At 71.0% G+C, this 25,470-nt stretch carries 22 protein-coding genes and 3 pseudogenes; 9 read left to right on the top strand and 16 right to left on the bottom strand.

What is annotated here, in order from left to right; all coding sequences use genetic code 11:
* Positions 1 to 120: 120 nt before the first annotated feature.
* Together ACFP2V_RS15745 and ACFP2V_RS15750 are read right to left on the bottom strand one after the other, a co-directional pair.
* Positions 121 to 330: a DUF397 domain-containing protein gene (locus ACFP2V_RS15745; RefSeq protein ID WP_381211744.1), complete on the bottom strand. Its 210-nt coding sequence runs from the start codon at positions 328 to 330 to the stop codon at positions 121 to 123.
* Complete coding sequence (locus ACFP2V_RS15750; RefSeq protein WP_381211747.1) at positions 318 to 1,154, bottom strand: helix-turn-helix domain-containing protein; 837 nt, start codon at positions 1,152 to 1,154, stop codon at positions 318 to 320. The genes ACFP2V_RS15745 and ACFP2V_RS15750 overlap by 13 nt, the downstream gene beginning before the upstream one ends.
* 248 nt (positions 1,155 to 1,402) lie before the next feature.
* On the opposite strand from ACFP2V_RS15750, the gene ACFP2V_RS15755 reads away from it, so the two are divergent.
* Complete coding sequence (locus ACFP2V_RS15755; RefSeq protein ID WP_381211750.1) at positions 1,403 to 1,663, top strand: hypothetical protein; 261 nt, start codon at positions 1,403 to 1,405, stop codon at positions 1,661 to 1,663.
* Positions 1,660 to 1,902, top strand: coding sequence for a hypothetical protein (locus ACFP2V_RS15760; protein WP_381211753.1), 243 nt, complete (start codon positions 1,660 to 1,662; stop codon positions 1,900 to 1,902). Before ACFP2V_RS15755 ends, ACFP2V_RS15760 begins: the two co-directional genes overlap by 4 nt.
* A gap of 111 nt (positions 1,903 to 2,013) precedes the next feature.
* Here the strand turns inward: ACFP2V_RS15760 and ACFP2V_RS15765 are convergent, their stop codons facing one another.
* The 4 genes and pseudogenes from ACFP2V_RS15765 to ACFP2V_RS15780 form a co-directional block, all read right to left on the bottom strand.
* Positions 2,014 to 3,084, bottom strand: a complete 1,071-nt coding sequence (locus ACFP2V_RS15765; protein WP_381211756.1) for a LacI family DNA-binding transcriptional regulator — start codon at positions 3,082 to 3,084, stop codon at positions 2,014 to 2,016.
* Positions 3,081 to 5,624: a glycoside hydrolase family 2 protein gene (locus ACFP2V_RS15770; protein WP_381211759.1), complete on the bottom strand. Its 2,544-nt coding sequence runs from the start codon at positions 5,622 to 5,624 to the stop codon at positions 3,081 to 3,083. Before ACFP2V_RS15770 ends, ACFP2V_RS15765 begins: the two co-directional genes overlap by 4 nt.
* Before the next feature lie 642 nt (positions 5,625 to 6,266).
* Positions 6,267 to 6,905, bottom strand: coding sequence for an HD domain-containing protein (locus ACFP2V_RS15775; protein WP_381211762.1), 639 nt, complete (start codon positions 6,903 to 6,905; stop codon positions 6,267 to 6,269).
* Positions 6,906 to 7,013: 108 nt separating this feature from the next.
* Positions 7,014 to 7,480: pseudogene (locus tag ACFP2V_RS15780) on the bottom strand (helix-turn-helix domain-containing protein); the annotation flags it as partial.
* 401 nt (positions 7,481 to 7,881) lie between these two features.
* On the opposite strand from ACFP2V_RS15780, the gene ACFP2V_RS15785 reads away from it, so the two are divergent.
* Together ACFP2V_RS15785 and glpK are read left to right on the top strand one after the other, a co-directional pair.
* Positions 7,882 to 8,769, top strand: coding sequence for an MIP/aquaporin family protein (locus ACFP2V_RS15785; RefSeq protein WP_381211765.1), 888 nt, complete (start codon positions 7,882 to 7,884; stop codon positions 8,767 to 8,769).
* Positions 8,770 to 9,047: 278 nt separating this feature from the next.
* Positions 9,048 to 10,565 carry a glycerol kinase GlpK gene (gene glpK, locus ACFP2V_RS15790; protein WP_381211769.1) on the top strand — a complete coding sequence of 506 codons (1,518 nt, stop codon included), beginning with the start codon at positions 9,048 to 9,050 and terminating at the stop codon, positions 10,563 to 10,565.
* Positions 10,566 to 10,644: 79 nt separating this feature from the next.
* Here glpK and ACFP2V_RS15795 read toward each other — a convergent pair whose 3' ends face one another.
* Positions 10,645 to 10,836, bottom strand: a complete 192-nt coding sequence (locus ACFP2V_RS15795) for a hypothetical protein (RefSeq protein ID WP_381211772.1) — start codon at positions 10,834 to 10,836, stop codon at positions 10,645 to 10,647.
* 164 nt (positions 10,837 to 11,000) lie between these two features.
* Between ACFP2V_RS15795 and ACFP2V_RS15800 the strand changes: the two genes are divergently transcribed.
* From ACFP2V_RS15800 to ACFP2V_RS15810, 3 genes are all read left to right on the top strand, one after another.
* Positions 11,001 to 12,134 (top strand): glutathione-independent formaldehyde dehydrogenase, encoded by a 1,134-nt coding sequence (locus ACFP2V_RS15800; protein ID WP_381211775.1) that lies wholly within the window; start codon positions 11,001 to 11,003, stop codon positions 12,132 to 12,134.
* A gap of 224 nt (positions 12,135 to 12,358) precedes the next feature.
* Positions 12,359 to 13,027, top strand: a complete 669-nt coding sequence (locus ACFP2V_RS15805) for a histidine phosphatase family protein (RefSeq protein WP_381211778.1) — start codon at positions 12,359 to 12,361, stop codon at positions 13,025 to 13,027.
* A 162-nt stretch (positions 13,028 to 13,189) separates the two neighbouring features.
* Complete coding sequence (locus ACFP2V_RS15810; protein ID WP_381211781.1) at positions 13,190 to 14,722, top strand: FAD-dependent oxidoreductase; 1,533 nt, start codon at positions 13,190 to 13,192, stop codon at positions 14,720 to 14,722.
* A gap of 195 nt (positions 14,723 to 14,917) precedes the next feature.
* On the opposite strand, the gene ACFP2V_RS15815 is transcribed toward ACFP2V_RS15810, so the two are convergent.
* The 4 genes from ACFP2V_RS15815 to ACFP2V_RS15830 form a co-directional block, all read right to left on the bottom strand.
* Positions 14,918 to 15,931, bottom strand: coding sequence for an iron-containing redox enzyme family protein (locus tag ACFP2V_RS15815; protein WP_381211784.1), 1,014 nt, complete (start codon positions 15,929 to 15,931; stop codon positions 14,918 to 14,920).
* A complete protein-coding gene (locus ACFP2V_RS15820) occupies positions 15,912 to 16,190 on the bottom strand; it encodes a CDGSH iron-sulfur domain-containing protein (protein WP_381211787.1) in 279 nt (92 codons plus the stop codon). The genes ACFP2V_RS15815 and ACFP2V_RS15820 overlap by 20 nt, the downstream gene beginning before the upstream one ends.
* Complete coding sequence (locus ACFP2V_RS15825; protein ID WP_381211790.1) at positions 16,174 to 16,860, bottom strand: HemK2/MTQ2 family protein methyltransferase; 687 nt, start codon at positions 16,858 to 16,860, stop codon at positions 16,174 to 16,176. Before ACFP2V_RS15825 ends, ACFP2V_RS15820 begins: the two co-directional genes overlap by 17 nt.
* 435 nt (positions 16,861 to 17,295) lie before the next feature.
* Positions 17,296 to 19,575, bottom strand: a complete 2,280-nt coding sequence (locus tag ACFP2V_RS15830; protein ID WP_381211794.1) for a catalase — start codon at positions 19,573 to 19,575, stop codon at positions 17,296 to 17,298.
* A gap of 164 nt (positions 19,576 to 19,739) precedes the next feature.
* Here ACFP2V_RS15830 and ACFP2V_RS15835 point away from each other — a divergent pair.
* Both ACFP2V_RS15835 and ACFP2V_RS15840 read left to right on the top strand, forming a co-directional pair.
* Positions 19,740 to 19,820 (top strand): annotated as a pseudogene (locus ACFP2V_RS15835) (IS5/IS1182 family transposase); the annotation flags it as partial.
* Between the two features lie 213 nt (positions 19,821 to 20,033).
* Positions 20,034 to 20,421: pseudogene (locus tag ACFP2V_RS15840) on the top strand (sensor histidine kinase).
* Between the two features lie 59 nt (positions 20,422 to 20,480).
* Here the strand turns inward: ACFP2V_RS15840 and ACFP2V_RS15845 are convergent.
* The 5 genes from ACFP2V_RS15845 to ACFP2V_RS15865 form a co-directional block, all read right to left on the bottom strand.
* Positions 20,481 to 21,374, bottom strand: coding sequence for an urease accessory protein UreD (locus tag ACFP2V_RS15845; protein WP_461089728.1), 894 nt, complete (start codon positions 21,372 to 21,374; stop codon positions 20,481 to 20,483).
* A gap of 41 nt (positions 21,375 to 21,415) precedes the next feature.
* The gene (gene ureG / locus ACFP2V_RS15850; RefSeq protein WP_381211797.1) at positions 21,416 to 22,111 is read right to left on the bottom strand and encodes an urease accessory protein UreG; all 696 of its coding nucleotides are present in this window, start codon (positions 22,109 to 22,111) and stop codon (positions 21,416 to 21,418) included.
* A gap of 27 nt (positions 22,112 to 22,138) precedes the next feature.
* Positions 22,139 to 22,813: an urease accessory protein UreF gene (locus ACFP2V_RS15855; RefSeq protein WP_381211800.1), complete on the bottom strand. Its 675-nt coding sequence runs from the start codon at positions 22,811 to 22,813 to the stop codon at positions 22,139 to 22,141.
* 90 nt (positions 22,814 to 22,903) lie between these two features.
* Positions 22,904 to 24,736 carry an urease subunit alpha gene (locus ACFP2V_RS15860; protein ID WP_381211802.1) on the bottom strand — a complete coding sequence of 611 codons (1,833 nt, stop codon included), beginning with the start codon at positions 24,734 to 24,736 and terminating at the stop codon, positions 22,904 to 22,906.
* Positions 24,717 to 25,382 carry an urease subunit gamma gene (locus ACFP2V_RS15865; protein WP_381211805.1) on the bottom strand — a complete coding sequence of 222 codons (666 nt, stop codon included), beginning with the start codon at positions 25,380 to 25,382 and terminating at the stop codon, positions 24,717 to 24,719. The genes ACFP2V_RS15860 and ACFP2V_RS15865 overlap by 20 nt, the downstream gene beginning before the upstream one ends.
* Between the last annotated feature and the right edge of the window lie 88 nt (positions 25,383 to 25,470).

Here is a 25,470-nt window from a genome sequence, read left to right on the forward strand (position 1 = left end):
AGGCCCGTCACGCACACACGTATCGGCGACGGCCGCCCCGGCCCGTGCTGCCGAATCCGGTGTGCGTGACACGCACCGCGCGGACACTCCGCCCGCTGCCGGGCCGAACGGCCCCGCCCCTCAGGCTCTCGACCGCCCGCCCCTGACAGCAGAGACGAAGGACGTCCAGCCAACCGCCGGGAACACGAGCACCGGACCGTGCGGGAGCTTGCTGTCCCGCACGGGGACGACGGCGGCGAAGTCGTCGGAGACCTCGACGCACGCGCCGCCGTCCTGGTTGCTGTAACTGCTCTTGCGCCAGGACACGGCAGTCAGGTCTATCGGTCGCACGTGACTTCCTCCAACCTCCGCAGGATGAACTTCCCCGACTCCGCTGGGGTAAGCGCCAGGTCGCGCACCGTATCGTACGTCTTCTGCAGACGCACAACTGGGCTGGGTTCCTCGATGAGTTCGCCCTGGTATCCGTTCTCGGTATACGCGACAGTGCGGCCCTCGGGAAGAAGGAGGTACCACACGTCGGCACTCAGAAGACCGTGAACACCTGCACTCTGCAGAAGCACATGGACCGTCACGTTCGGCCGCTCCGCCACGTCCACCAGATACTCCAACTGCCCGCGCCATTCCCCCACATCGCGCAACGGCGTCCGCAGTACCGCCTCCGACAGAATGGTCCGGAACGGAGGGGCCTTCTCGCCGTCCAGCAGCTCACGCCGCCCCATCCGGGCGTCGACCTGCTGGTCGAGCTCCTTGCCCCTGAGCCCTCCCGCTGCCAGCACCTCCCGCGCATACCCCGGCGTCTGCAACAGCCCCGGCAGCACACTCACCGCGAAGTGCCACAGGCTCACCGCCTCCGCCTCCAGGGCCATGTACCGGCGGTACCGCTCGCGGAACTGCGTATGGTCCCCGGCGGCCAGTTCCCACAGGGCCAGCAGCAGGCCCGGGGTGCCGTAGTGGGTGTCAAGGGCCTGGACGACCTCCGGGCTGCCGAGCGTCTCTCCCTTCTCCATCTTGCCGAACAACGACCAGTCCCAGCCCAGCCGTTCACCGAGCGCCCGCAGGCTCGTCCCACTCGCGGACCGTAACGTCCGCAGCTCCTCGGCGAACCGCTGACGGGGTTCCTGACTACGACCGGTGATGGCGCGTCGCTGCGACATACCACTCCTTCCGGGACGTGCTGATGGACGATGCGGCCGTGTGGGCCGTGTGGACCCTGTGGAAGCACCTCCGCACGACGGGGACCTGCCGCCCCGTCCACGGCGTGGGCGCCCGCACCCACGGGCATCCTTGTAACGGCCGGACTACGCAACGTAATACACCCAGCACAGTCGGGTCAGGCGATCGGCGAAACCGCGTCGATCACGGCACGTCCGGACACGGCCCACCGCACCTTGACGAGGACCCCATGCCGCACACCCCCAAGATCCACGAAGCCCTCGAGGCCCGCGACGCCCTCGCCACCGCCCTCACCCGGGCCGGTGTCCAGCTCCCCGCGATGGACGTCCGCACGCCGTGGGCGGACGACCGCAGAACCGGCGAGGCCCCGTACGCCCTTGTCCACCTCGGCGTGTGTTCGGCCCCGGTCGCCCTCGCGCTCGCGGACGTGATCACAAAGGGGGCTGCGAAGGGAAGCGCGGTGGGCGGCACTGAGGGAGTCGTCGAGTGACGGACGACGTCAACTTCAATGTCGGCCGGCTCCCCGGTATCGGCGCGGCCGTCCGCGACACCGTGCGCGACCGTATCGGACGGGTCATGGGGTGCGTGGGTCCGTGCGTCCAGCTCCGCCCGCTCGCCGGTGGCCGCGCATGGGACGCCGACCCGCTCCACCTGCGCCCCCTCACCCCGTCCGAGCTGCTGAGCGCCCTCGTCGCCGAGGCGAACGCCCGCAGCAGACAGCCCGGATGACGGCGCTCAGCCGCCATCGGCGTGCCGTGGGCGGCGTCGGGCCCGGCTCACACCCGGAGTTCGCCGTCGCCCAGCGCCCGCCGCAGGCCGTCCTCGGCGAACGCGCCCCGGCTATGGGCGTACGCCCTGCGCCCGAGGCGGCGCCGTCGACCGGCGCGGCACGAGCGAGGGGGTCGCCACGGGACGGGGCCGGACCTCCTCACCGGCGATCACGTCGAACAGGACTTCGGTGACCTCCGCCCCGAACCGGTGCACGTCGTGGCTCATCGCCGACAGGGTCGGATGCGTCAGACGGCACAGCTGGGAGTCGTCCCAGGCCAGCAGGGACAGGTCGTCGGGCACGGAGACGCCCATCTCGGCCGCCACACCCAGTCCCGCGACGGCCATGATGTCGTTGTCGTAGACGATCGCCGTGGGGCGGTCGGGCGTCAGCAGCAGCGAGCGGGTCGCCCGCGCGCCTTCCTCCCCCGAGAAGTCCGTCTCGGCGTGCCGGCCGCCGCGCAGGCCGAGTTCCGCGAGCGTCCGGTCGAACGCCTCCGCCCGGATGGCACTGTGGCCGAGGCCGGCGGGTCCGCCCACCCGGGCGATGCGCCGGTGGCCGAGAGCCGCGAGGTAGCGCACGGCCTCGGCGACGGCGGAGGCGTCGTCGGTCCACACCGACGGGAAGCCGCCGGTGAGATCCGGGTGCCCGACGGCCACCGCGGGCAGCCCGAGCTCCCGCAGCGGAGCGATCCGTGGATCTTGCCGGTGGAAGTCGACCAGGACGGATCCCGCGATCTGACGTTCCTTCCACCAGCGCTCCTGGAGGGTGATCTCCTCCTCCAGCGAGCCCACCAGGCGCAGCAGCAGGGAGCAGTCGCGTGCGGCGAGCACGCTCTCGATGCCGGAGATGAACTCCATGTAGAAGGGTTCCAGGCCCAGCAGCCGGGCGGGCCGGCAGATGGCCAGCCCGATGGTGTCGACCGACTGCCGCGACAGACTGCGCGCGGACGAGTTGGGCGCCCAGCCCAGTCGGCGGGCCGCCGCGAAGATGCGGTCCCGGGTGGCCTCGGACACCCCCGCTTTATGGTTGAACGCCAGCGAGACCGCTCCTTTGGAGACACCGGCGGCTGCGGCGACGTCCTTGATGGTGACGCGCTCGGGGGGTGTGCCGGGGGTGCCGGGGGCACCGGGCGTGCTCACGCCGGTTCCACGCTGGAGAAGGCGGTGCGCACGGCATTGGCGCCGGTGTCCACGGCGTTCCCCACCCGTAGCCGGACCGTCTCGCCGGGCAGCAGGGTGTGCAGTCCGGAGTCGCAGACGGCGTCCGGGCCGAGCCGGTCGGCTCGCAGGAGAAGGTCCCGTACCAGGGTGTGCGCAGTGACCACGATCTCGACACTACCGCCACCGCCACCGCCACCGGCGTCGGCGTCGTCTCCGGCATCGACCGGACCGGCCGGTCCGACCGGGGTCCGCACGACGACGTCGTAGCGCGGGACGGGGTAGGCGAAGTCCTTGTCGGCGACGGGGAAGTACAGGGCGCGCAGGCCGTCCGTGCCCACACCCGCGTCCGCGTCCGCGTCCGCGTCCGCGTCCGCGACGAGGAACTCCTTCGCGGACAGCGCGTCCGGGACCAGGCCACCGGGCACGGCCTGCCGGTGCACCTGGCGCGCGGGGACGGTCAGGTCGAGGACCTGTTCCACCAGTACGGTGCCGTCCGCGCGCAGGCGGCGCAGGTTCACCGAGGTGTGCCACGGCTCGGCGGACTGGTTGATCACGGCGAGCACCGGGCCGTCGGCGTCGCCGTCCGCGCCCGGCTGGAGCGTCAGCAGTCGGTCGGCGTAGACCCGGCGCAGCTCGTGGTAGAGCGGCTTGAGACGGCCGTCGCCGTCCACCGCGGACCACGAGCTCACCGGCCAGCAGTCGTTGAGCTGCCAGACCACGGTGCCGGCGCAGACCGGCCAGTGCGACCGCCAGTGCTCGATCCCGGCGGCGACCGCGCGGGCCTGCACGACCTGGGTGAGGTAGTGCCAGCGGTCGAAGTCGCCCTCGGGCGGGGCGAAGTGGCGCGCCACACCCCGGTTCAGCTTGCCGTTGCCGTCCTCGGCCTTCTGGTGGTGGAGCATGCCGGGTGAGTCGGGGGCGAGCCGCTCCCCGGGGAGCGCACGCCTCAGGGTGGCCAGCGCCGGCGGTGCCTGCCAGCCGAACTCCGCCACGAAGCGCGGTACACAGTCGCGGTACTCGGCGTAGTCACGACGGTTCCACACCTCCCAGGAGTGGTGGGTGCCGTGCGCGGGGTCGTTGGGGTGGTGGTCCCAGGAACCGGACCAGGGGCTGCCGGCGGTGTAGGGGCGGGTGGGGTCGAGTTCGGCGACGACGCGGGGCAGCAGGTCCAGGTAGTACCCGCCGCCCCACGAGTCGCCGCGCAGGGCGGGCTCCCATTCCCAGTCCCGGAACCCCCACAGGTTCTCGTTGTTGCCGTTCCACAGGACGAGGCTCGGGTGCGGCATGAGCCGGACCACGTTGTCCCGCGCCTCGGCCTCCACCTCGCCGCGCAGGGGCTGTTCCTCCGGGTAGGCGGCGCAGGCGAAGAGGAAGTCCTGCCAGACCATGAGGCCCAGCTCGTCGCAGAGGTCGTAGAAGGCGTCGTCCTCGTAGATGCCTCCGCCCCAGATCCGCACCAGATCCACGCCGGCGTCGGCGGCCTGGCGCAGCCGCGTGCGGTAGCGCTCGGGGGTGACGCGGGAGGGGAAGACGTCGTCGGGGATCCAGTTCACGCCGCGGGCGAAGACCGGTACGCCGTTGACGACGAAGGTGAACGCGGTGCCGTGTTCGTCCGGTGAGCGGTCGAGGGTCACGTCGCGGAACCCGATCCGGCGCGTCCAGGAGTCGAGCGGCCGGTCCCCCGCGGAGGTTTCGGCTGGTGCCGCACCCCGGTCGACGAGGGTCACCTCCAGGTCGTACAGCGGCTGTTCGCCGTATCCGCGCGGCCACCACAGCCGCGGGTCGGGTACGTCGAGGGTCAGCACCGCGCCGGCGCCGTCCACCGCGGCGCGGGCCCGCACGCCGCCCACCGCGGCGCGTACCTCCAGGCGGTGGTCCGCGCCCCGCTCGGTGCGCTCGACGTCGACGCGCACCTCCACCCTGCCCAGGTCGTCGCGGACCGTCACCAGGGGGCGGACGGACGCCAGACGCGCCGTGGACCAGCGCTCCAGCCGGACCGGGCGCCAGATTCCGGCGGTGACCAGCGTCGGCCCCCAGTCCCAGCCGAAACCGCACGCCATCCTGCGGATGTACTGGAACGGCTCGGGGTAGCCGTTGGGCCGTTCCCCGGTCAGCGCGCGCACCGCCGCGGCCTCCTCGTAGGCGGAGGTGAACTCGACGTGCAGCAGGCCGTGTCGACCCGTGACATCGAAGCGGTGGCGCCGGTGCATGTTCCGGGTCCGGCCGAGCTCGTACCCGCCGAGGGTGATCACGGCGGCGGTGTCCAGACCGTCGAAGACCAGGTCGGTGCGCTCGTGGCGCTCCGCGGACGTCTCGCCGGGCGTCAGGTCCCGGGTGTAGGTCCAGGCCCGGCGGCCGACCCAGGCCACCTCGGACTCGTTCAGGCCGACGCAGGGATCCGGGATCAGACCGGCCGCGAGCAGGTCGACGTGCACACAGCCGGGGACCCGAGCGGGCAGGGAGCGGCCCCCGCTGCTGTCGAGGCTCCACCCGTCGGTGAGCTGGACGGCTTCCTTCATGTACGGCTCCTTCGGCCTTCGGCAGAACGGTCCGGCCCTCTCGTGTACGGCTCCGCTCAAACTAACGGCAGATACCTGAACCGGTCTAGTACGCCTCGGCCTCGTCCTTGAGGTGCGGCAGTCGTTCCACGAAAAGTCCAGGCGGAGGACATTCCGCAGAGCGGTACCGCACCGGCGGGCGGATGGCCGCCGGCGGCGCGGAGACATTCGCCGCTTTACCGGTTCATCAGCAAGCTCGGCCCAGAGGCGCCAGGTGCGCCAGGTGCGCCAGAGGTGAAAGAACCCGCGCGCTCTCGGCACGTCGGCACGAAGGGACACCTGATGGCAGGGTTGGTATCGGGATGCCGAGGCAAGCAGGCGTGGCGCGTCACGGTGGCGCTGCCGTACGTACTGTTCTCCCCCGCTGCCGCCGCACCGCAGACCGCGCGGGGAGGGCCGCGCGGGGAGGGCCGGACAGGGCGGGGCGTCAGCCCTGGAGCGGCAGCCGTGCGGGGAGCCGACCTGGCAGGGCTTCGACTGCCCGATGATGGAGGTTCCGCCTCAGCATCTGATGGAGCGACATTCCCGGTCCCCCCGCGGGCAACGGGGGCGGGGACGAGTCGGGCGTCCGGGCGGCTCGGCGGGCGGCTCCCAGCCGTGCGGTCACTCCGGCCAGGCGGAGTTCTGGATGACCTCGACGAAGTCGGTGCGGCGGAAACCGGGGACGAAGTGTTCCAGCACGTCCGCGTTGACCGTGCCGAAGGTGGTGTCGGGCCGGTGCTTGAAGCCGTCCGTGAACGCCTGCAGGATCTGCTGCTTGAAGTCGGGGCGGGGGTGCGCGGCGGTGACCTCGTCGATCTCGGTCCGGCTGATGTTCGCCAGGCGCAGCCCGAGTACGTCGGTCTCGACGCCCGCGGTGGTGGCCGCGATCTCGGGGGCCATCTTGTACGGCACCTCCGGCGTGGTGTGCAGGGCGACGGCCGTCCACACCGTGTCCGCGTCGCCGGCCGGGATGTCATGGCTGAGCAGGAAGGTGCGTGCCTGGTCCGCGCCGTCCATCTCGAACCGCTGGTCGTCGCTGCGGTACGGCGGCACCAGACCCGTGTCGTGGAAGAGTGCCGCCACGTACAGCAGCTCCGGGTCGGGCCGGATGCCCAGGGCCCGGGCCTGGAGGCTGCCGAAGAGGTAGACCCGCCGGGAGTGGTGGAAGATCAGCGACGGGGTGGTGTCGCGGATCAGTTCGGTGGCGTCCTGGGCGAGCTTGCTGTCGGGGATCTCGATGCCGGCGATCTTCTCGGTCATGGTGGCCTCCCTGAGGAACGATGACGGTGGTGTCCGTCGTCCTTCCACCTTCCGCCAAAACCGCCCGCCGTGTCCGCTACCGGACGGCCGACAACACCTCGAAAACGGTCATGGCCCGTCGCGGCCGTCCGGGTCGGCGGGCGGCACGGGACGGCGGAGCGCGGTCCTCGTGGTGGTGAAGCGGTCCCGGTAGCGGGTCGGTGACACGCCGAGGTGCCGGGCGAAGGCGCGCCGCAGACTCTCGTGGCTGGGGAAACCCGACAGCGAGGCGGCCTCGGTGGCGCCGTGTCCGGAGTCGAGGAGGGCCTTGGCCATGTCGAAGCGGCTCAGTTCCACGTATTTCATCGGCGTGGTCCTCAGTTCGGTGCGGAACATGCGGGTCAGGTGCCGGGGGCTGACCCGGGCCCGTTCCGCGAGCGTCTCCAGGGTGTGGTCGGCGGCCGGGTCGGCCTGTACGAGGTCCTGGATCAGCCGCAGCACCGGCGTCCGGGGGCGGGGCCCTGGAGCGAGGCCGAGAACTGCGACTGTCCGCCCGGCCGCCGCATGAAGACCACCAGCGAGCGGGCGACGTCGCGGCCAGGGTCTTTCGTTCGGAGCGGGCCGGATCGGGGTCGGGGTCCTGGGGCCCCTCCCTGTGCGAGTGGAACCGAGACCTTGGGGGAGCGTGCACCGCAGGGCCAAGGAGAGAGCCGGAGCCGTGTGGGGTCTCCCCTGCTCCGGGGGCACCTCCCAGCGATGGCCGGGGGAGGAGCCGAGAGCGCGGGGAAGGAGTCCCGGGGACCGACGGCAACGCGACGAGGCGCGATGCCGGACCCCGCGAGCCCGGCCCGGTCCGATCACCTCGGGCCGGGAACGGGAAAGCGCCATTACTCCATGGGAGGGAAATTTGGCGCCGCACAGGCGAAATCCCCCCGGCGGACATAGGCTTCCGGCAATGGGCAGGGAAAGTCTGCACTATTCCAGCCGAGGAGAATCGATGGCTGAACGAATCGCCCATCGACGTGGTTATCGAAAAGGCCTCGCCGGTGAGATGGTCGCAGAGTTCCTGGGAACATTCGTCCTGATTCTTCTGGGCGTCGGATCGGTGGCCGTTGCCGTCGTCGGCCTGCCCGGCTCGGGTCGACAGACAGTGGACTTCGGCGCCGCCAACTGGCTCATCATTTCTTGGGGCTGGGGTCTCGGCGTGGTATTCGGCGTGTATGTGGCCGGCGGTATCAGCGGCGCCCACATCAATCCCGCGGTGACTCTGGGCTTCGCCGTTCGACGGGACTTCCCCTGGCGGAAGGTCCTGCCCTACTGGCTGGCGCAGGTCGTGGGGGCGTTCGTCGCCGCCGCGCTCGTCTACGCGTGCTACCGGTGGGCGATCGACGCGGCCAATGCCAAGGCGGGGGTTCCACGGGACGAGTCACTGGCGACGTACTCGATCTTCGCCACATTCCCCGCCGAATACTTCGGAAATTCCTGGTGGGGCCCCTTGCTCGACCAAATCGTGGGCACCGGGATTCTGCTGCTGCTGATCTGTGCACTCATCGACACACGCAATACAGCTCCGATGTCCAATCTGGGCCCGTTCCTCATCGGCCTGGTGGTCGTCGCGATCGGTTTGACGTTCGGCACCAACGCCGGATATGCGATCAATCCCGCCCGGGACTTCGGGCCTCGGCTGTTCACCTTCTTCGAAGGCTGGGGCTCTATTGCCCTGCCCGGAACCTTCCAATGGTTCAGCGGGTACTGGTGGATCCCCATTGTCGGCCCCCTCATCGGCGGAGTCGTCGGGACCGGCGTGTACGACCTGCTCATCAGCCCGGTGCTCAAGGCCAGGCTCCAGGGGGCCGAAGAGGGTCCGGCCACCAAGGAACCCTGAGCGTGGTCCCGTAACGCCGGCGCAGGGGCCGGCGGATCACCGCCGGCGGATCGGTTTGTCCGGTTCCGGCCCGACTCCCGGCCTCGACGACGGCCTGCCCCATCGGGTCGCACCGGACGCCGAGAAGCGGTCTCCGGAGGTGCGGGACAAGCCTTGGGCACAGGCGGCCGCGCCCGGCTTCGCCTGGTGGCTGGAGGGGGCGCCGCGGGCACACCGTCCGACGCGCCCCCTGCCCCGGAGCACACCATCCCGCACGACCACGAGAAGAGGTGGCCACGATGCCCGAATTCGTCGGCGCGGTGGACCAGGGCACCACCAGCACGCGCTTCATGATCTTCGACCACGCCGGGAACGAGGTGGCGAAGCACCAACTCGAGCACCGCCAGATCCTGCCGCAGTCGGGGTGGGTCGAGCACGACCCGGTGGAGATCTGGGAGCGCACCAACACGGTGATCCAGAACGCCCTCCGGACCGGAAACCTGTCGGCCACCGATCTGAAGGCCATCGGCATCACCAACCAGCGCGAGACGACCGTGGTCTGGGACCCGCGCACCGGCCGCCCGTACTACAACGCCATCGTCTGGCAGGACACGCGCACCGACAGCATCGCCGCCGCCCTCGAACGTGACGGCCACGGCGAGGTCATCCGCCACAAGGCCGGCCTGCCGCCGGCCACCTACTTCTCCGGCGGCAAGATCAAGTGGCTGCTGGAGAACGTGGCCGGACTGCGCGAGGCCGCCGAGGCGGGTCACGCCCTGTTCGGCAACACGGATGCCTGGGTGCTGTGGAACCTCACCGGCGGACCCAACGGCGGTGTGCACGCCACCGACGTGACCAACGCCAGCCGCACCATGCTGATGAATCTGGAGACCCTGGACTGGGACGACGAACTGCTGGGCATTTTCGGCATCCCGCGCGCGATGCTGCCGGCCATCCGCCCCTCGTCCCATCCCGAGGCGTACGGCCAGGCCCGGACCTCCCGGCCGCTGAGTGCCGCCGTGCCGATCACCGGCGTGCTCGGAGATCAGCAGGCGGCGACCGTCGGCCAGGTCTGCTTCTCCCCCGGCGAGGCCAAGAACACCTACGGCACCGGCAACTTCCTGGTGCTCAACACCGGTACGGAGCTGGTGCGTTCGCGACATGGGCTGCTGACAACGGTGGCGTACCAGTTCGCCGGCAGCCCCCCGGTCTACGCGCTGGAGGGATCCATCGCCGTCACCGGCGCGGCCGTGCAGTGGCTGCGCGACCAGCTGAAGATCATCAGGAGCGCCCCGGAGAGCGAGCGGTTGGCGCGTTCGGTGGACGACAACGGCGGGATGTACTTCGTGCCGGCCTTCTCCGGCCTGTTCGCCCCGTACTGGCGCTCCGATGCCCGCGGCGCCATGGTCGGTCTGGCCCGCTTCAACACCGGCGGTCACATCGCACGGGCCACACTGGAAGCCATCTGCTACCAGAGCCGCGACGTGGTCGATGCCATGGAACAGGACTCGGGCGTCCACCTGGACGTGCTCAAGGTCGACGGCGGCGTGACCGCGAACGACCTGTGCATGCAGATCCAGGCCGATGTGCTGGGTGTGCCGGTCAGCCGTCCGGTGGTCGCCGAGACCACCGCGCTGGGCGCCGCCTACGCCGCCGGTCTCGCCACCGGCTTCTGGCGTGACACCGACGAACTGCGCTCGCACTGGCAGGAGTCGAAACGATGGAGCCCGGTATGGAGCGAGGAGCAGCGCCAGAACGGCTACCAGGACTGGAAGCGGGCCGTGGAACGCACCCTGGACTGGGTCAAGGTCACCTGACGACCGGCAGTCCGGCAGTCCGGCAGTCCGGCAGTCCGGCAGTCCGGCAGTCGCGACCGTAGCTGTCGCGGCGCAGACGTCAGTGGTCGGCGATGTCCTCGCGGAGGCCGTCGGAGAATTCCCACCACGACAGAGGAAGCCAGTCGCCGTTGACGAAGGCGTCGACGGTCGCGCCGCGACCACGGACCGTGACGGTCGTTCCTGGCGGGTACGTGATGCCTGACAGTCCTGGCACGGGGACGAGCAGGGTTCCCAGTCTCTGTGCTGCCATAGTCCGTCACTCCCTTCCGGGTGCGGCACCGAAAACTTATACGTCCCGAGATTACCGGTTTGCCCGATCCAGCAGACCGGAGAATCATGAGAGATGAGTCACGCGGAGAGCGGGCGGGGGCGTGGCGACCGGATACGCACGCCGTCGAGCAGGAGGTCGCATCCATGAAGGCCGTCGTGTACAAAGAACCGTTCACCGTCGCGGTCGAAGAGGTCGACAAGCCCAGCATCCAGCATCCGAACGATGTGATCGTACGGGTCAGTTCCACCGCGATATGCGGCTCCGACCTGCACATGTACGAGGGCCGCACCGCCGCCGAGCCCGGCATCGTCTTCGGTCACGAGAACATGGGAATCATCGAGGAAGTCGGCCAGGGTGTCACCTCGCTCAAGGAGGGCGACCGCGTGGTCATGCCCTTCAACGTCGCCTGCGGCTTCTGCGTCAACTGCGTCGAGGGATTCACCGGTTACTGTCTGACCGTCAACCCCGGTTTCCCGGGCGGCGCGTACGGCTACGTCGCCATGGGGCCCTGGAAGGGCGGCCAGGCCGAGTACCTGCGCGTTCCCTACGCCGACTTCAACTGCCTGAAGCTGCCGCCGGGACAGGAGCACGAGACCGACTTCATCCTGCTCGCCGACATCTTCCCCACCGGCTACCACGGCTGTGAACTCGCCCAAGTGCGCCCCGGCGAGAGCGTCGCGGTGTACGGCGCGGGGCCGGTCGGCCTCATGGCCGCCTACTCGGCTCTGCTGCGCGGGGCGAAGAAGGTGTTCGTCGTGGACCGGGTCCCCGAGCGGCTGCAGAAGGCCGAGGAGATCGGCGCGGTTCCGATCAACTTCGCCGAGGGCGACCCGGTCGAGCAGATCAAGGAGCAGACCGAAGGCATCGGCACGGACAAGGGCATCGACGCCGTCGGGTACCAGGCGACGGCGCACGGCGCGGACCACGAAGAACCGGCGACCGTCCTGAACTCGCTCGTCGCTACGGTCCGGGCCACCGGAGCGCTCGGCGTGCCCGGCCTCTACGTCCCGTCCGACCCGGGAGGCCCGGACGAGCAGGCCAAGCACGGCATGCTCCTCGTCGCGATCGGCAAGCTCTTCGAGAAGGGCCTGCGGATAGGTACGGGACAGTGCAACGTGAAGCGCTACAACCGGTACCTGCGAGACATGATCATCGAGGGCAGGGCGAAGCCCAGCTTCGTCGTCTCCCACGAACTCCCCCTGGATCAGGCGGCGTCGGCCTACGACAAGTTCGACAAGCGGATCGAGGGCTACACGAAGGTAGTGCTGCACCCTTAGGGACTGTCAGGGACTGTCCGGCGGATTCCTCCGGCACGAGCCGACGGGTCTCCTCCTCTCTCCTCCCAGGACTCCATGGCCGGTACCTCCGGCCGCGGTTGGCCGAGCGCTCCGGTACGGACCACGCCCGGCTCGGCGGGACCAGGCCCCGCCGAGCCGGGCGTGGTCGCGAGGTGGCACAGTGGAAGGCCGCCACCCACCTTCCTGGAGACGGTCCCGTCCACATGCGCTTGCTGCTCATTCGTCATGGTCAGACCCCGTCCAACCTCAAGCACCTGCTGGACACGGCCGCACCGGGGCCGGCGCTGACCCCTCTGGGCCAAGAGCAGGCGGCCGCCCTCCCCACGGCACTCGCGGCGGAGGAGATCGGCGCGCTCTACGCGTCCACGCTGCTGCGCACCCAGCTCACCGCTGAGCCGCTGGCGGCCCGGACGGGGCTGGAGGTCCGGGTGCGGGACGGCATCCGGGAGTTGTCGGCCGGCGACCTGGAGATGCGAGGCGACGAACAGGCCGTCGAGACGTACCTGACCACCGTCTTCGCCTGGTCGGCGGGAGACACCGGGCTGCGCATGCCGGGCGGGGAGAACGGCGTGGAGGCGCTGCGGCGCTTCGACGCGGTGGTCGAGGAGGCCGCGGGCACGGGAGCGCGGACCGTGGCCATGGTCAGTCACGGTGCCGCCATCCGTATGTGGACGGCGGCACGGGCCGAGAACATCGACGTCGACTTCGCGTCCAGGCACGCGCTCCGGAACACCGGCGTCGTCATCCTCTCCGGCGCCCCCGGTGAAGGCTGGCGGGTCCATACCTGGGCAGGCCGGTCGGTCGGTCCCGCGGCCGCCACCCCGGGTGAGAGCGGTCCGGCGGGAGAAGCCGTGGACGGCGTCGGGGCCTGATCGGTCCCGCCCACCCGTACCTCGCGCAGATCCCGGAACAGAGCGTTCGGTGACTTGACGGCGCGTTCGATGACTTGACGGTGCGTCCGGCGTCGCAGGGCCGCTCAGGGGAAGAAGAGGCTCGCCGCGTCTCCCTCCGGCCGTGGGGGGAACACCTGGTCCATGACCACGCGAGATGAACTGCCCGGCATGGCCGAGTCGTACTGGATGGCTACCGCACCGGGCACCCGATGGCCCCCGGCGGACACCGACACCACGGCGGACATCGCCGTGATCGGGGCGGGCATGGCCGGCCTGAGCACCGCCTGGGAACTGACCCGGGCCGGACGGAAGGTGGTCGTGCTGGAGGCGGACCGCGTGGCCGCCGGGGTGACCGGTTACACGACGGCGAAGCTCACCGCGGCCCACTCCCTCGTGTACGAGCGGCTGCGCCGCACCCGTGGTGCGGAGGGCGCGCGCCAGTACGCCCGGTCCCAGCAGGCGGCGGTGGAACGGGTCGGATCGGTGGCGGCCGAACTGGGCGTCGACTGCGACTTCGAGCGGGCGTCGGCCCTGACCTTCACCACCGACCCGCAGCGCCGTGCCGTGTTCGAGGCCGAGGCCGAGGCGGCCGCGGAAGCGGGGCTGGACGCGTCCTTCGTGACGGAGACCGACCTCCCCCTCCCGGTGGCGGGGGCCGTGCGCATCGCGCACCAGGCGCAGTTCCATCCGCGCAAGTACCTGCTCGCCCTCGCCGGCGACATCATCGCGCGGGGCGGTGTCATCCACGAGCGGACCCGGGTGACCGGCCTCACCGAAGGCAGTCCGTGCGAGGTGAGGACCGAGCGGGGCACGACGGTCACGGCGAAGGACGTCGTCGTCGCCACGCACTACCCGGTCTTCGACCGGGCTCTGCTCTTCGCGCGCCTGTCACCGAACCGCGAACTGGTCGTCGCCGCTCCCCTGCCGGCCTCCGCGGCGCCGGAGCACATGTACATCACGGACGACCTGGGCAAGCGGTCGGTCCGGACCGCTCCGCTCGACGGGGGCAGGCGCCTGCTGATCGTCACAGGTGAGGAGTTCACACCCGGCACGGGTGACAGCCACGAGCGGTTCCTCCGGCTGGACGCCTGGATGCACGAGCACTTCCCGGTCGGCGACACGGCGTACCGGTGGGCCGCCCAGGACAACCGGGCCAGCGACGGGGTGCCGCTGGTGGGCCCCTTCCACCCCGGCGCGCACCATGTGTACGTGGCGACCGGGTTCGGCGGCTGGGGCATGAGCGGCGGCGCCATGGCCGGACAACTGCTGGCCTCGCTGATTACCGGCACGGAATCCGAGTGGGCGGGACTCTACGATCCGCGCCGGCTGAAGAGCACCGTCCGGGAGGGCGCGACGCTGCTGAAGCAACAGGCGGACGTCGCCCGGCACTTCGTGGGCGACCGGCTGAAGAGCAGCCACGTGGACTCCATCGCCGAGCTCACCCCCGGATCGGGCGCCGTCGTGCGCGTCGAGGGGCGGCGCTGCGCCGTCTACCGCGACGAGAAGGGAGCCGTGCACGCCGTGTCGGCGCGGTGCACCCACCTCGGGTGCCTGGTCGCCTTCAACGAGGCGGAGACCGCGTGGGAGTGCCCTTGCCACGGTTCACGGTTCGGCGTCGACGGCGAGGTACTGCACGGCCCGGCGGTACGGCCGCTACCCCCGCGAACAACCTGAGCACCCGCCGACGCTCCGCCCGCCCGGGCTGGGAGTGCCCTTGCCACCGTTCACGGTTCGGCGTCGACGGCGAGGTACTGCACGGCCCGGCGGTGCGGCCGCTACTCCCGCGGACAGTCTGAGCACCCGCCGACGCTCCGCCCGCCCGGGCGCGGTGAAGCGCCCCGGCCGCTGTCCCTGACGCGGCGCCGACTGTTATCCCTGATACTGACGCAGCGCCGACCGTCCGTCCCGCCACGCCTTCAGGAGATGGGACGCCAGCCGATCCTCCAGGTGGACGGTGGCATCCGCTCCGAACGCCACGTCCGGCTCCAGGTGCGGCTCGTCGGCGAGCAGGCCCCCGATCACCTCCCGGCGTACGACCTGTTCGTGCACGGCGTCCGCTTCCACGTGCTCCGCGTAGAAACGCTCGGCCGCGGGGCCGGCGCCGGTGCGCCGCATCGCGGCGGCGAGCCGGCGGGAGCCCGGCGACGAGGTGACCTCGACACAGGCGAAGTGGCCGACCAGTGCTCCCCGCAGCGCGCGGTGCAGGCCGAACAGCGTCATCACGTTCACGAGGGCGAGGGCACAGGCGGGCGCCGCCTCCACGTAGTGGCCGTAGCGCGTGTCCAGTCCCAGGTCCGCCATCAGCTCGGCGAAGAGCTGGGCGTGGATGTTCTCGGCACGGCCGGCACCGAACTCGTCGTACTCGATGGCGACCATGCCGGCCTTGGCCCGCCCGCGCAGCCGGGGAATGACCCACGCGTGGGGGTCCGCCTCCTTGAGGTGATAGAGCGAGCGCAGCGCGGCGTACTCCCGGATCTGCCACAGCTCCCCGTGGTGCTCGAGGTGGTGGGCGACGCTGTCACGGTGGTCGGTGGACTCCACCAGCAGCTCGCCGAACGCCTCGTCCGTGGTGCGGCCGGCGGGCACATCGGCGCGCAGGGCGCCGAGGAAGCGCTCTTCGAGGGCCCGGCGCAGGGGCATGAGCGCGGGGTCCCACTCACGGTCCTCCGCGACGTCGGCGAAACCGCGGTAATGCAACTCGTAGAACACGTGGAGGGCCAGGTGCAGGTCCTCCCCGTACGGGTCGGCGACCGCGGCCTCGCCCGCCTCGGGAGGGGCCTGCCCCGGCGAGGCGAGAGCGGCGAACAGACCCGCCGAGAGCGGTCCCCGGGGCCTGGGCACGGAGGCGGCAGCGGGGCTGTGGTCAGTGGTGGTCGCCGTCATGGGTGTCCTTCGGGTCGTGGCCGTGCGGCTGGTCGCCGTCCTCGCGCGGCGCGGCGCAGGGGGGTTTCCTGCGACGGCGGTGGCTGGTGTCGCACCACGGGGGGATGCGGCTGCGGCGGCAGGTGCAGACAGCGACGACGAACCGGTCGGAGGTGGCGATCGTGCCGTCCTCCTGGACGATCTCCACCGGTCCCTCGATCAGTATCGGCCCGTCGCGGTCCACGGTCACGCGCCTGGGCCGGTCAGCTTCGTTCGGCACGGATGACCACCAGTTCCTCTTTGTCCTCGTCGGCGCCGATCAGGCCCTGGGCACGCAGCCACGGCAGTCGCTCGGTGATCACGGGGCCGAAGGGCACCTGGGAACGGTCCGTCACCGAGCAGCTCAGACCGCTGTCCGTCAGCTGTCCCAGCGTTTCCTCGACGCCGCAGAGTCCGGAGTGCACCATGAGCAGGACGCCGTGCGGTCGCAGCACGCCCCGGGTGTGCGCGCAGATCCGGTCGACGGCCTGCCGTCCGCCGCGACCGGCGTCCCAGGCGACCGCCGGTCTGTGGCTGCGGGTGCGGTGCGCGGGGGGCGTGGGCACGTACGGCGGGTTGCTCACCACCACGTCGAAGCGCTGCCGCGCCACCGGCCCGGTGAGGTCGCCGCGCCGGACCCGGACGCGGTGCCCGGCACGGAGGGCGTTCATCCGAGCCGTCATCACCGCCCGCCATGAGATGTCGGTCGCCGTCACCCGGGCCCCCATCCGGGCGGCCAGCAGGGCGAGCGCGCCGCTTCCGGTGCAGACGTCGAGGAGGTCCGTGCCCGCGGTGATGCCTTCGGCGTGGAGCGCCTGTGCGAGCAGACGGGTGTCGGCCTGGGGGGTGTAGACCCCGGGCAGGGTCCACAGGTTCCCCAGCTCAGTGGGCCGTGTGGCAGCAGTGGCCATCTGAAGCCTCCATGGGGGTACGAACAGGTGTCGGTCTTCGTTCGTCTCACCAGGCGCGTGCCCACCTCATTCAGGTTCCGTGTGCCTACGGTCCGCCGCCACTCGAACGGCGGTCTCCGATCCGTCTCCTGCCCTGTGACCGCTGTCGCATGCTGAGGTGCTGGTGACCAGCACCGCACAAGGGGCGCGATGTGCGCGGGGTGGGGCCCTGCCGCCTCGAGTACGGGGGCTGCCGAGTGGTCCATGGTGTGCGGCTTTCCAGCGCGGGGGCGAGAACACTTCGAGCGGGCTGCGCGGGAAGGCGGAGCAGAGGTTCCAAGAGGTGTCTGCGCGCGGTCGGTCGAGGCGGCACGAGTGTCCTGGGAACTCGTGCCGCCCCTTCCGCCGCGTTTCCGGAAGGGCCCACCTGCTCGCCCCCCTGGCCGGGCGTACCTGTCAGACAGCAGGAGTGAAGCGGCCCCAGGCGCGGTGTCCCGCGAGAAGACCCGTCACGTCCTGCAGCACCGCGGCCGCGCGCTCGCCGACCACCACGCCCGCGGAGTCCCCGGACAGGCCGACCGCCTCCAGAACACCGGCCCCTTCGCCCCAGGCCCCGAGGGCCTTGCCGTGGCGGTACGCCTCGGTGACCATCAGCAGCAGCCGGGGGTCCACACCGGTGGCCGCGGCGGCGCCGTCGTCGGCCTTGGCGTCGCGGGCCCCGTAGGCGTCGGCGGCCGGAGCCGGTGCCCCGGCCAGCAGGATCGCGTCGAACTCGATGGACCGGGCGGTGAGGAAGGTGCGCTGCACGGTGACCGGGTCACCGTCGGGGTCCAGGCTGCCGCCCGCCGGTGCGACGACCAGCGGGACCATGCCGGCGTCGAGGACCGCACGGCGCATCTCCCGTACGCTGTCCAGGTCTTTTGCGCCGTCGGTGACGAGGCCGATGATCCGGCCGTCGACCGGCCAGTCCTCACCGAGCTGGGACAGCGCGGGGCTCGGCTCGACCGCGGCCAGGGGGACGGTCGCCGCAGGGGCCGGAAGGCCCAGACCGGCCGCGACCTGCGTGCAGAGGCTCGGGTCGATGTTGGCGAGTACCTTCAGCCCCCGCTCCTTGACGGCCGTCTCCCAGCACTTGCCGAGCTCGAAGGTGTAGGCGTCGACGATGTGTTCGCGCTCCGTGGGAGACATGCTGAGCCAGAACAGCCGGGCCTGGCTGAAGTGGTCGTCGAAGGACGCCGCCGCGTCACGCACCTTGCGGGCGGCGGGAACCTCGACGGGCACTTCGATGTAGGCCCCGGTGTCGGCGCCGGCGAGGAAGGGGCAGCCGCCGTCGAGCGAGTTGGGCCGGTACGGTGCCACGCCGCGGTGTACCGCGGTCTGGTGCATGCCGTCCCGCAGCATGTCGTTGACGGGCGCGTGCGTGCGGTTGATCGGCAACTGCCCGAAATTGGGTCCGCCCAGCCGGCTGATCTGGGTGTCGAGGTAGGAGAAGAGACGTCCCTGCAGCAGGGGGTCGTTGGTGACGTCGATGCCGGGAACCAGATGACCGACGTGGAAGGCGACCTGCTCGGTCTCGGCGAAGAAGTTCGACGGGTTGGCGTTGAGGGTCATCAGGCCGATCGGACGGACCGGCGCCAGCTCCTCGGGCACGATCTTCGTCGGGTCCAGCAGGTCGATGCCCTCGAACATCTGGTCCTCGGTGTCCGGGAAGGTCTGCACGCCCAGCTCCCACTGGGGGAAGGCACCCGCCTCGATCGCGTCGGCGAGGTCGCGGCGGTGGAAGTCCGGGTCCACGCCCGCGGCGATCTGCGCCTCCTCCCACACCAGCGAGTGCACACCCAGCTTCGGCTTCCAGTGGAACTTCACCAGCGTGGTGGCGCCCTCACCGTTGACCAGCCGGAAGGTGTGGACCCCGAAGCCCTCCATCATCCGGTACGAGCGCGGGATGCCGCGGTCCGACATGTTCCACAGCGTGTGGTGCGTCGCCTCCGTGTGGAGGGTGACGAAATCCCAGAACGTGTCGTGGGCGCTCTGCGCCTGGGGGATCTCCCGGTCGGGATGCGGCTTGCCGGCGTGGATCACGTCGGGGAACTTGATCGCGTCCTGGATGAAGAACACCGGGATGTTGTTGCCGACCAGGTCGAAGACGCCCTCGTCGGTGTAGAACTTCGTCGCGAAGCCCCGCGTGTCCCGCACGCTGTCGGCCGAGCCGCGCGATCCCAGCACCGTGGAGAAGCGGACGAACACCGGCGTCTCGACACCCTCGGTGAGGAAGGCGGCCTTGGTGACACCCGCCGCGACGCCATAGCTCCGGAAGACCCCGTGGGCGGCGGCGCCACGGGCGTGCACCACCCGCTCGGGGATGCGTTCGTGATCGAAGTGGGTGATCTTCTCCCGCAGGTGGTGGTCCTGGAGCAGCGCCGGGCCACGGGGCCCCGCCTTCAGCGAGTGGTCCGTGTCGTACAGGCGCGCCCCCTGGGCGGTGGTGAGGTACGCGCCGTCCTGGGCCATCCGTCCCTGCCCGGCTCCGGTGGGCTGGCCGGTGGGGCCGTACGTGTCCGGTCCGCGCTGGTCGTGCTTGGGCGGGAGCGGCTCCCGCCCCTCGGTCGGCTCCTCGACCGGCGCGGCTTCCGGTCCTGGGGCGCCGGGGATCTCGTTTCCCGGGCGAACGGCCTCCCGCACCTTCTCCACGACCTTCTCCGCGGCGGCCGACACCGGTGTCTTCTTCTCGCTCACTTGGTTCCGATCCTTACGACGGGCAGTGCCACGCGCAGCGCGATCAGCACTCGGACAGGGGCGACATCGACCGGCGGCGGATACCCCTCGGCACGAAGGCCGACACACGCACTGCGCCCTCCGGCGCTGCGGCACAGCCGGATACCGTGCAGGCCCCGTAACGCATCATCGACGTCCTCACCCGAGCAGGCATCTCTTGCTGGGCCGACAAGGGACATCGCGGTGCCGGCGGCGTCCGTGCCCCCAAGACGTCGTTCAGGTTCAGTCGGTGGGCCAGCGGTAGCCGATGAGGGCTGCGGCGATACCGACGAGGGCGAGGAAGCGTTCGGCCTTGCGTTCGTGGCGGCGGTGCAGCAGGCGGGCCAGGACACGGTTCTCCCGACGCCCCGGCGGTGGCAGCCCAGGTCATCCGTCCCGACCGCGCCATCGCCCTGTCCCCGTCACCCGTCACGCCCGTCATGGGCGATCCGGCCCGCCTGCAGCAGGCACTGCGCAACCTGGTGGGCAACGCCGTTCAGCACACTCCCGTCCACACCGACGTCCGGGTGGACGTGACCACCACCGCAACCGACGCGCGCGTCGACGTCGTCGACGAAGACGCACGGCATATCCCTCCAGGACCTGCCGTGCGTCTTCGAACGGTTCTGGCGGGCGGAAGCCGGCCGGAGCCGTGCATACGGCGGCTCCGGGCTCGGGCCGGCCATCGTGCACGCCCATCACGGCAGGGGGTCGGTGGCGTCCGAGGCCGGCCGGGGAACCACGGTCACCGTGCTGTTGCCCCGGGCGAAGGCCGCGTCGACCGGCCGACGCGGCAGTGGCGCCGGAGAGGGCGGAGCCGACCGGTGATCGGCCCGCGTCCTGGACCACCGCACCCTTCGCAGCGGTGTGCCGAGTCACACCCCGGGCTATGTCTCCGCGCCGGATACACGGGCGAGAGCTGCGTCGAGCAGGCGGCGCAGTTGAGCAGGGGTCGATGCGACAGCGGTGGCGAGCAGTGCCGGGCCGTCGGCGAGCGGTGCCAGAACGCAGTGTCCCCGCACCGGGTCACCGAGGAGGACGGCCGTCGGGGGCGTGTCCAGCTCGGGGTCGACGAGGAGGAGCTGGCCGGTTGCGCGGTGACCGCCCAGTACGGCGGGTCCGTCCCAGGCCGGCGTCGGGGCACCGTAGACGGTGTGCTGGTCGAGGATCGGTCGGCCGTCGCGCCGCACGGTCAACCGCGTGGACAGGTGGCCCGGTGGCTCGGCGGTGCGTCCGAGGAGTTGTTCTTCACGCAGGAGCAGCCGGGAGCTGCCGGCGAGTTCCACCCGGTATGTCTGGTGCACGGTACTGCCTCGGGTGCTGATCAGCGGCTGGGGCAGCCAGCGCAGGGAGGCGTCCTCGCCGACGGTGAGCCGTACGTCGTAGGTGGCGGGGTCGGCGGTGGGGCCGCGCAGGGCGATGGTGGCGGCGGCTGTGGTCACCTCCAGCCGGGTGCGCGCCTCGGCGGTGATGTCGAGCGCGAGTCTGTCTCCGCCGAGGGGTGCGCTCATCGCGCCCAGCACGCAGACCCGTGCCCGCTCTCCACGGGGCCGGAGTCGGCGTAGGTGGAAGGGCCCGTCGCTGTGCAGGAGAGGGACCGTCGTGGCGCGGCCGTTGTGGGTGGCTCGGAGGCGTGCGGTGGCGCGGACGCCGGCGGGGTGGGCAGGGGCCGGGTCGACGGCGTGAGGAACGATGTCGGAGGTGTCCGCCGCGTCGAGCGTTTTGGCCTTGGCCGCTCGCCGCCCGAGCGCGCCGTCCTTGGTGCTCGGCGGAAGGTCCACGCCCGGCGCCCGGGAAGCGGCCGGCGGCCGTGCAGCGACCCTCACCGGGTGGCTCCGGCATGCCAGGCGGCGAGGCACTCGGTGACCCAGTCGGCGACCGGGCGGACCCCGTCGGCCGTCGTCAGACTGGTGAAGGCGACCGGCAGGCCCTTGCGCTGCCTGCTGGAGTCGGCCGCCATGGCGTCCAGATCGGCTCCGACGTACGGGGCCAGGTCGGTCTTGTTGACCACGAGGAGATCCGCGGTGGTGATGCCCGGGCCTCCCTTGCGTGGGATGTCGTCGCCGCCGGCCACGTCGATGACGAAGACCTGGTGGTCGACGAGTCCGCGGGAGAAGGTCGCGGTGAGGTTGTCTCCTCCGGACTCGATGAGGATCAGGTCGAGCGGTTCCAGGGTCTGTTCGAGCTGCTCGACCGCTTCGAGGTTGGCGGAAATGTCGTCGCGGATCGCGGTGTGCGGGCAGGCTCCCGTCTCCACGGCGGTGATCCGCTCCGGTGGCAGCACTGCCTCGCGGCGCAGGAATGCCGCGTCCTCCTGGGTGTAGATGTCGTTGGTGACCACAGCGATCGACAGTCGGTCCCGCAGCGCGCGGCACAGTGCGGCGACGGTCGCGGTCTTGCCCGAGCCGACCGGTCCGCCGAAGCCGATCCGCAGGGCGCGGCGGCTGCCGTCCGGGCGCTGGGGATCGGCGCTGTAGGTGTGGCGGTGCGGCATGGTCACGGGGTGGTCCAGATGCACGGGGGCTCCAGGTCGGTCCGGGGATGGTCAGGAAGCGAAGAGGCGAACGGTCCAGGCGGCATGCTGCTCGCCGGTGATGTCCAGCAAGGGAGCGGACGCGGCGGGCAGGACGGTGACGCCCTCGGCGGCGACGCGCCCCGCCGCGTCGGTTGCGGCATCGGCGACGGCGTCGAGGGCGTCGGCGAGCCGTGCCAGCACCGCGGTGGCCTCGAAGGGGTCGAGGCTCAGCAGGCGCACCGCCGCGGTCGCCGGGCCGCCGATACTCTCGTACACGGCGGCGTGGGCGGCGTCGAGCGCGGTGAGTCCGGCGGCGCGGGCCGCGACACCGAGGACGACCGACTGGTGGGCCCCCTGCGGCCGATGGCGGGCGAGGTGGTCGAAGGCGGCGCAGGGCCAGGTGGCGCGGGCGGCGCGCATCATCTGCCGGCCCAGGCGGCGCGCGACGCGACGCAGCGCCGGTGCGGGAGTGCGGGTGTCAGCGGCGTCGTCCAGGGCCAGGGCGTCGTATCCGGTGGCGGCCGCGGCGGCGAGGCCGGCCGCGGTCAGTCCGGCGGTGTGCAGCCGCCCGCGGCAGAACGTCTCCAGGCTCGCGATGTCATGCACGCCTCCGGAGGCGACGGCGGCCTCCATCCCGCCGGAATGGGCGTGCCCGCCGGCGGGGAAGCGGCCGTCGGCCAGGATGAGCAGGGCGGTGCGGCTCATGGGGTGACAGGCTCTCCTTTCGCGAGGCGCGGGGCCGGCTCACGTCGGTGCGGCCGGCCCGGATCGGGGGTGTCGGAACAGTCGGAACGGTCAGAACAGGAAGTAGCGCTGGGCCATGGGCAGCTCCGTCGCGTAGTTCCGCCCGACCTCGTGTCCGTCCACCGTGGTGCGGACGTCGGAGGTGGTGGCGCCGCCGATGGTGACCTCGAAGGTGTCGGGGTCGATGACGATGTCGGGCAAGCCGTCGTTGTGCACCATGTCGGCCTTGGTGACCTCCCGGGTGGAACGGATCGCACGCAAGGGCTTGAGCAGTCCGGTCCGGGGGAGTTCGCCGTCGAGGGCCGCCTCCGCGACGAAGTTGAAGGAGTTCGCCGCCGGGGACCGGCCCCGGGAGCCCCAGACCGGGCGCGGCAGATAGGGCTGGGGGGTGGGGATGGACGCGTTGGCGTCGCCGATCTGCGCATAGGCGATCTGGCCGCCCTTGATGACCATGTGGGGTTTCACGCCGAAGAACTTGGGTTCCCAGAGGACCAGGTCGGCGAGTTTGCCCGGCTCGACGGAGCCGACCTCGTGGTCGATGCCGTGGGTGATGGCCGGGTTGATGGTGTACTTGGCGATGTAGCGCCGGGCCCTGAAGTTGTCCGCGCCGGCATCGTCCTCCCGCAGGTGGCCGTAGCGGGACTTCATGACGTGCGCGGTCTGCCAGGTCCGCATGATCATTTCTCCGATGCGGCCCATGGCCTGGGCGTCGGAGGACATCATCGAGATGGCGCCCATGTCGTGCAGCAGGTCCTCGGCGGCCATCGTGGAGGGCCGGATCCGCGAGTCGGCGAACTTCATGTCGGCCTCGACCTCGGGGTTGAGGTGGTGGCACACGATCATCATGTCGACGTGTTCCTTGACGGTGTTGACCGTCAGGGGCCGGGTGGGGTTCGTCGACGCGGGCAGCACGTTCGGCTTGCCCACGAGGCTGATCATGTCGGGCGCGTGGCCGCCGCCGGCGCCCTCGATGTGGAAGATGTGCAGGCTGCGGTACTTGGCGTCCTTGGTGCGGCGGTCCTTCTTGGTGGCGGCGAAGGTGTGCTGCACGAAGCCGGACTCGTTCAGGGAGTCGGCGTGCAGGGCGACCTGGACCCCGGTCTCCTCGCACACCGTCAACGCCGCGTCGATCACCGCGGGGGTCGCGCCCCAGTCCTCGTGGATCTTGAAGCCGAGGGCGCCGGCGGCGACCTGGTCGAGCAGCGCCTTCTCGGAGACCGTGCTGCCCTTGGCGAGCAGGCCGATGTTCACCGGGTAGGCGTCGAGTGCCTCGAACATCCGCTGGATGTGCCACTTGCCGGGCGTGACGGTCGTGGCCGTACTGCCCTCGGCGGGGCCGGTGCCGCCACCGATCAGTGTCGTCACGCCCGAGGCGAGCGCCTCGTGGATCTGGCCGGGGCACAGGAAGTGCACGTGCGTGTCGACGCCACCGGTGGTCAGGATGCGCCCTTTTCCGGAGATCACTTCCGTCTCGGGCCCCACGACGAAGTCGGACGCGCGCGGGTCGCCGTTGGGGCGCGGCGACATGGTCTCGGGGTTGTACGCCTTGCCGATCGCCTGGATCCGGCCGTCGCGCAGTCCGATGTCGGCCTTCACCACACCCCAGTGGTCCAGGATCAGAGCGCCGGTGATCACCGTGTCCACCGGCTTGCGTGGATCGTCGCGGGGGATGTGCGACTGGCCCATGGACTCGCGGATCACTTTGCCGCCGCCGAAGACCATCTCGTCGCCGCTGCGTCCCGGGCCGCCGCACCAGTCCTCCTCGATCCTGAGGACGAGGTTGGTGTCGGCGAGCCGGACCCGGTCGCCGGCCGTGGGGCCGTAGAGGTCGGCGTAGCGGGACCGCAGCAGTGGGGCCGAAGGGTTATCGGTCTCGTCGGGCATCGAGGTGCTTCTCCTCTTCACTCTTGCCGGCCTGGAGTCCGCCGACGATCCGGTCGCCGGCGAGGGGCACCAGCGACACGGTCCGCTCGTCACCGGGTTCGAACCGCTCGGACGTGCCGGACGCGATGTGCAACCGCATGCCGTGGGCGGCCTCGCGGGGAAAGTCGAGCCCCTCGTTCACCTCGGCGAAGTGGAAGTGGGAGCCCACCTGGATCGGACGGTCCGAAGGATTGGACACACACAGCGGCACGGGCGTGGAGCCCTCGTTGAAGGCCACCCTGTACTCGTCCTCGTCCGGCAGCGGTTCCGCCTTGCCCGGGTGGACGTCGACCTCGGTGGCCGCCGCGTCGAACGGATCGTGAAGGGTCACCAGCTTCGTTCCGTCCGGAAACGTCGCCTCGACCTGGACGTTGGTGATCATCTCCGGTACGCCGTCCATGACTTCACCGCGCTGCAGCACATGACGCCCGGACTCCATCACGGAGTCGACCGTCGCCCCGGCTCGCGCCTCTTCGTAGACGTGCGCCGTCAGCAGCGCCATGACCTCGGGATAGTTCAGTAGCAGTCCTCGCTCACGGCGTCGCCGGGCGACATCCGCCGCGACGTGGACCAGCAGGCGCTCCTGCTCATGCGGAGTCAGATGCATGTCGTCCCCCTCTCCTGTTCGTCGCTTCACCTGGGCCGCGCGGCTCGTCGGAGCAACACGGTGCGACGCCCCTCCCGCGTCCGCCGCA

Source organism: Streptomyces incanus, from assembly GCF_042656345.1.
Classification (GTDB): domain Bacteria; phylum Actinomycetota; class Actinomycetes; order Streptomycetales; family Streptomycetaceae; genus Streptomyces; species Streptomyces incanus.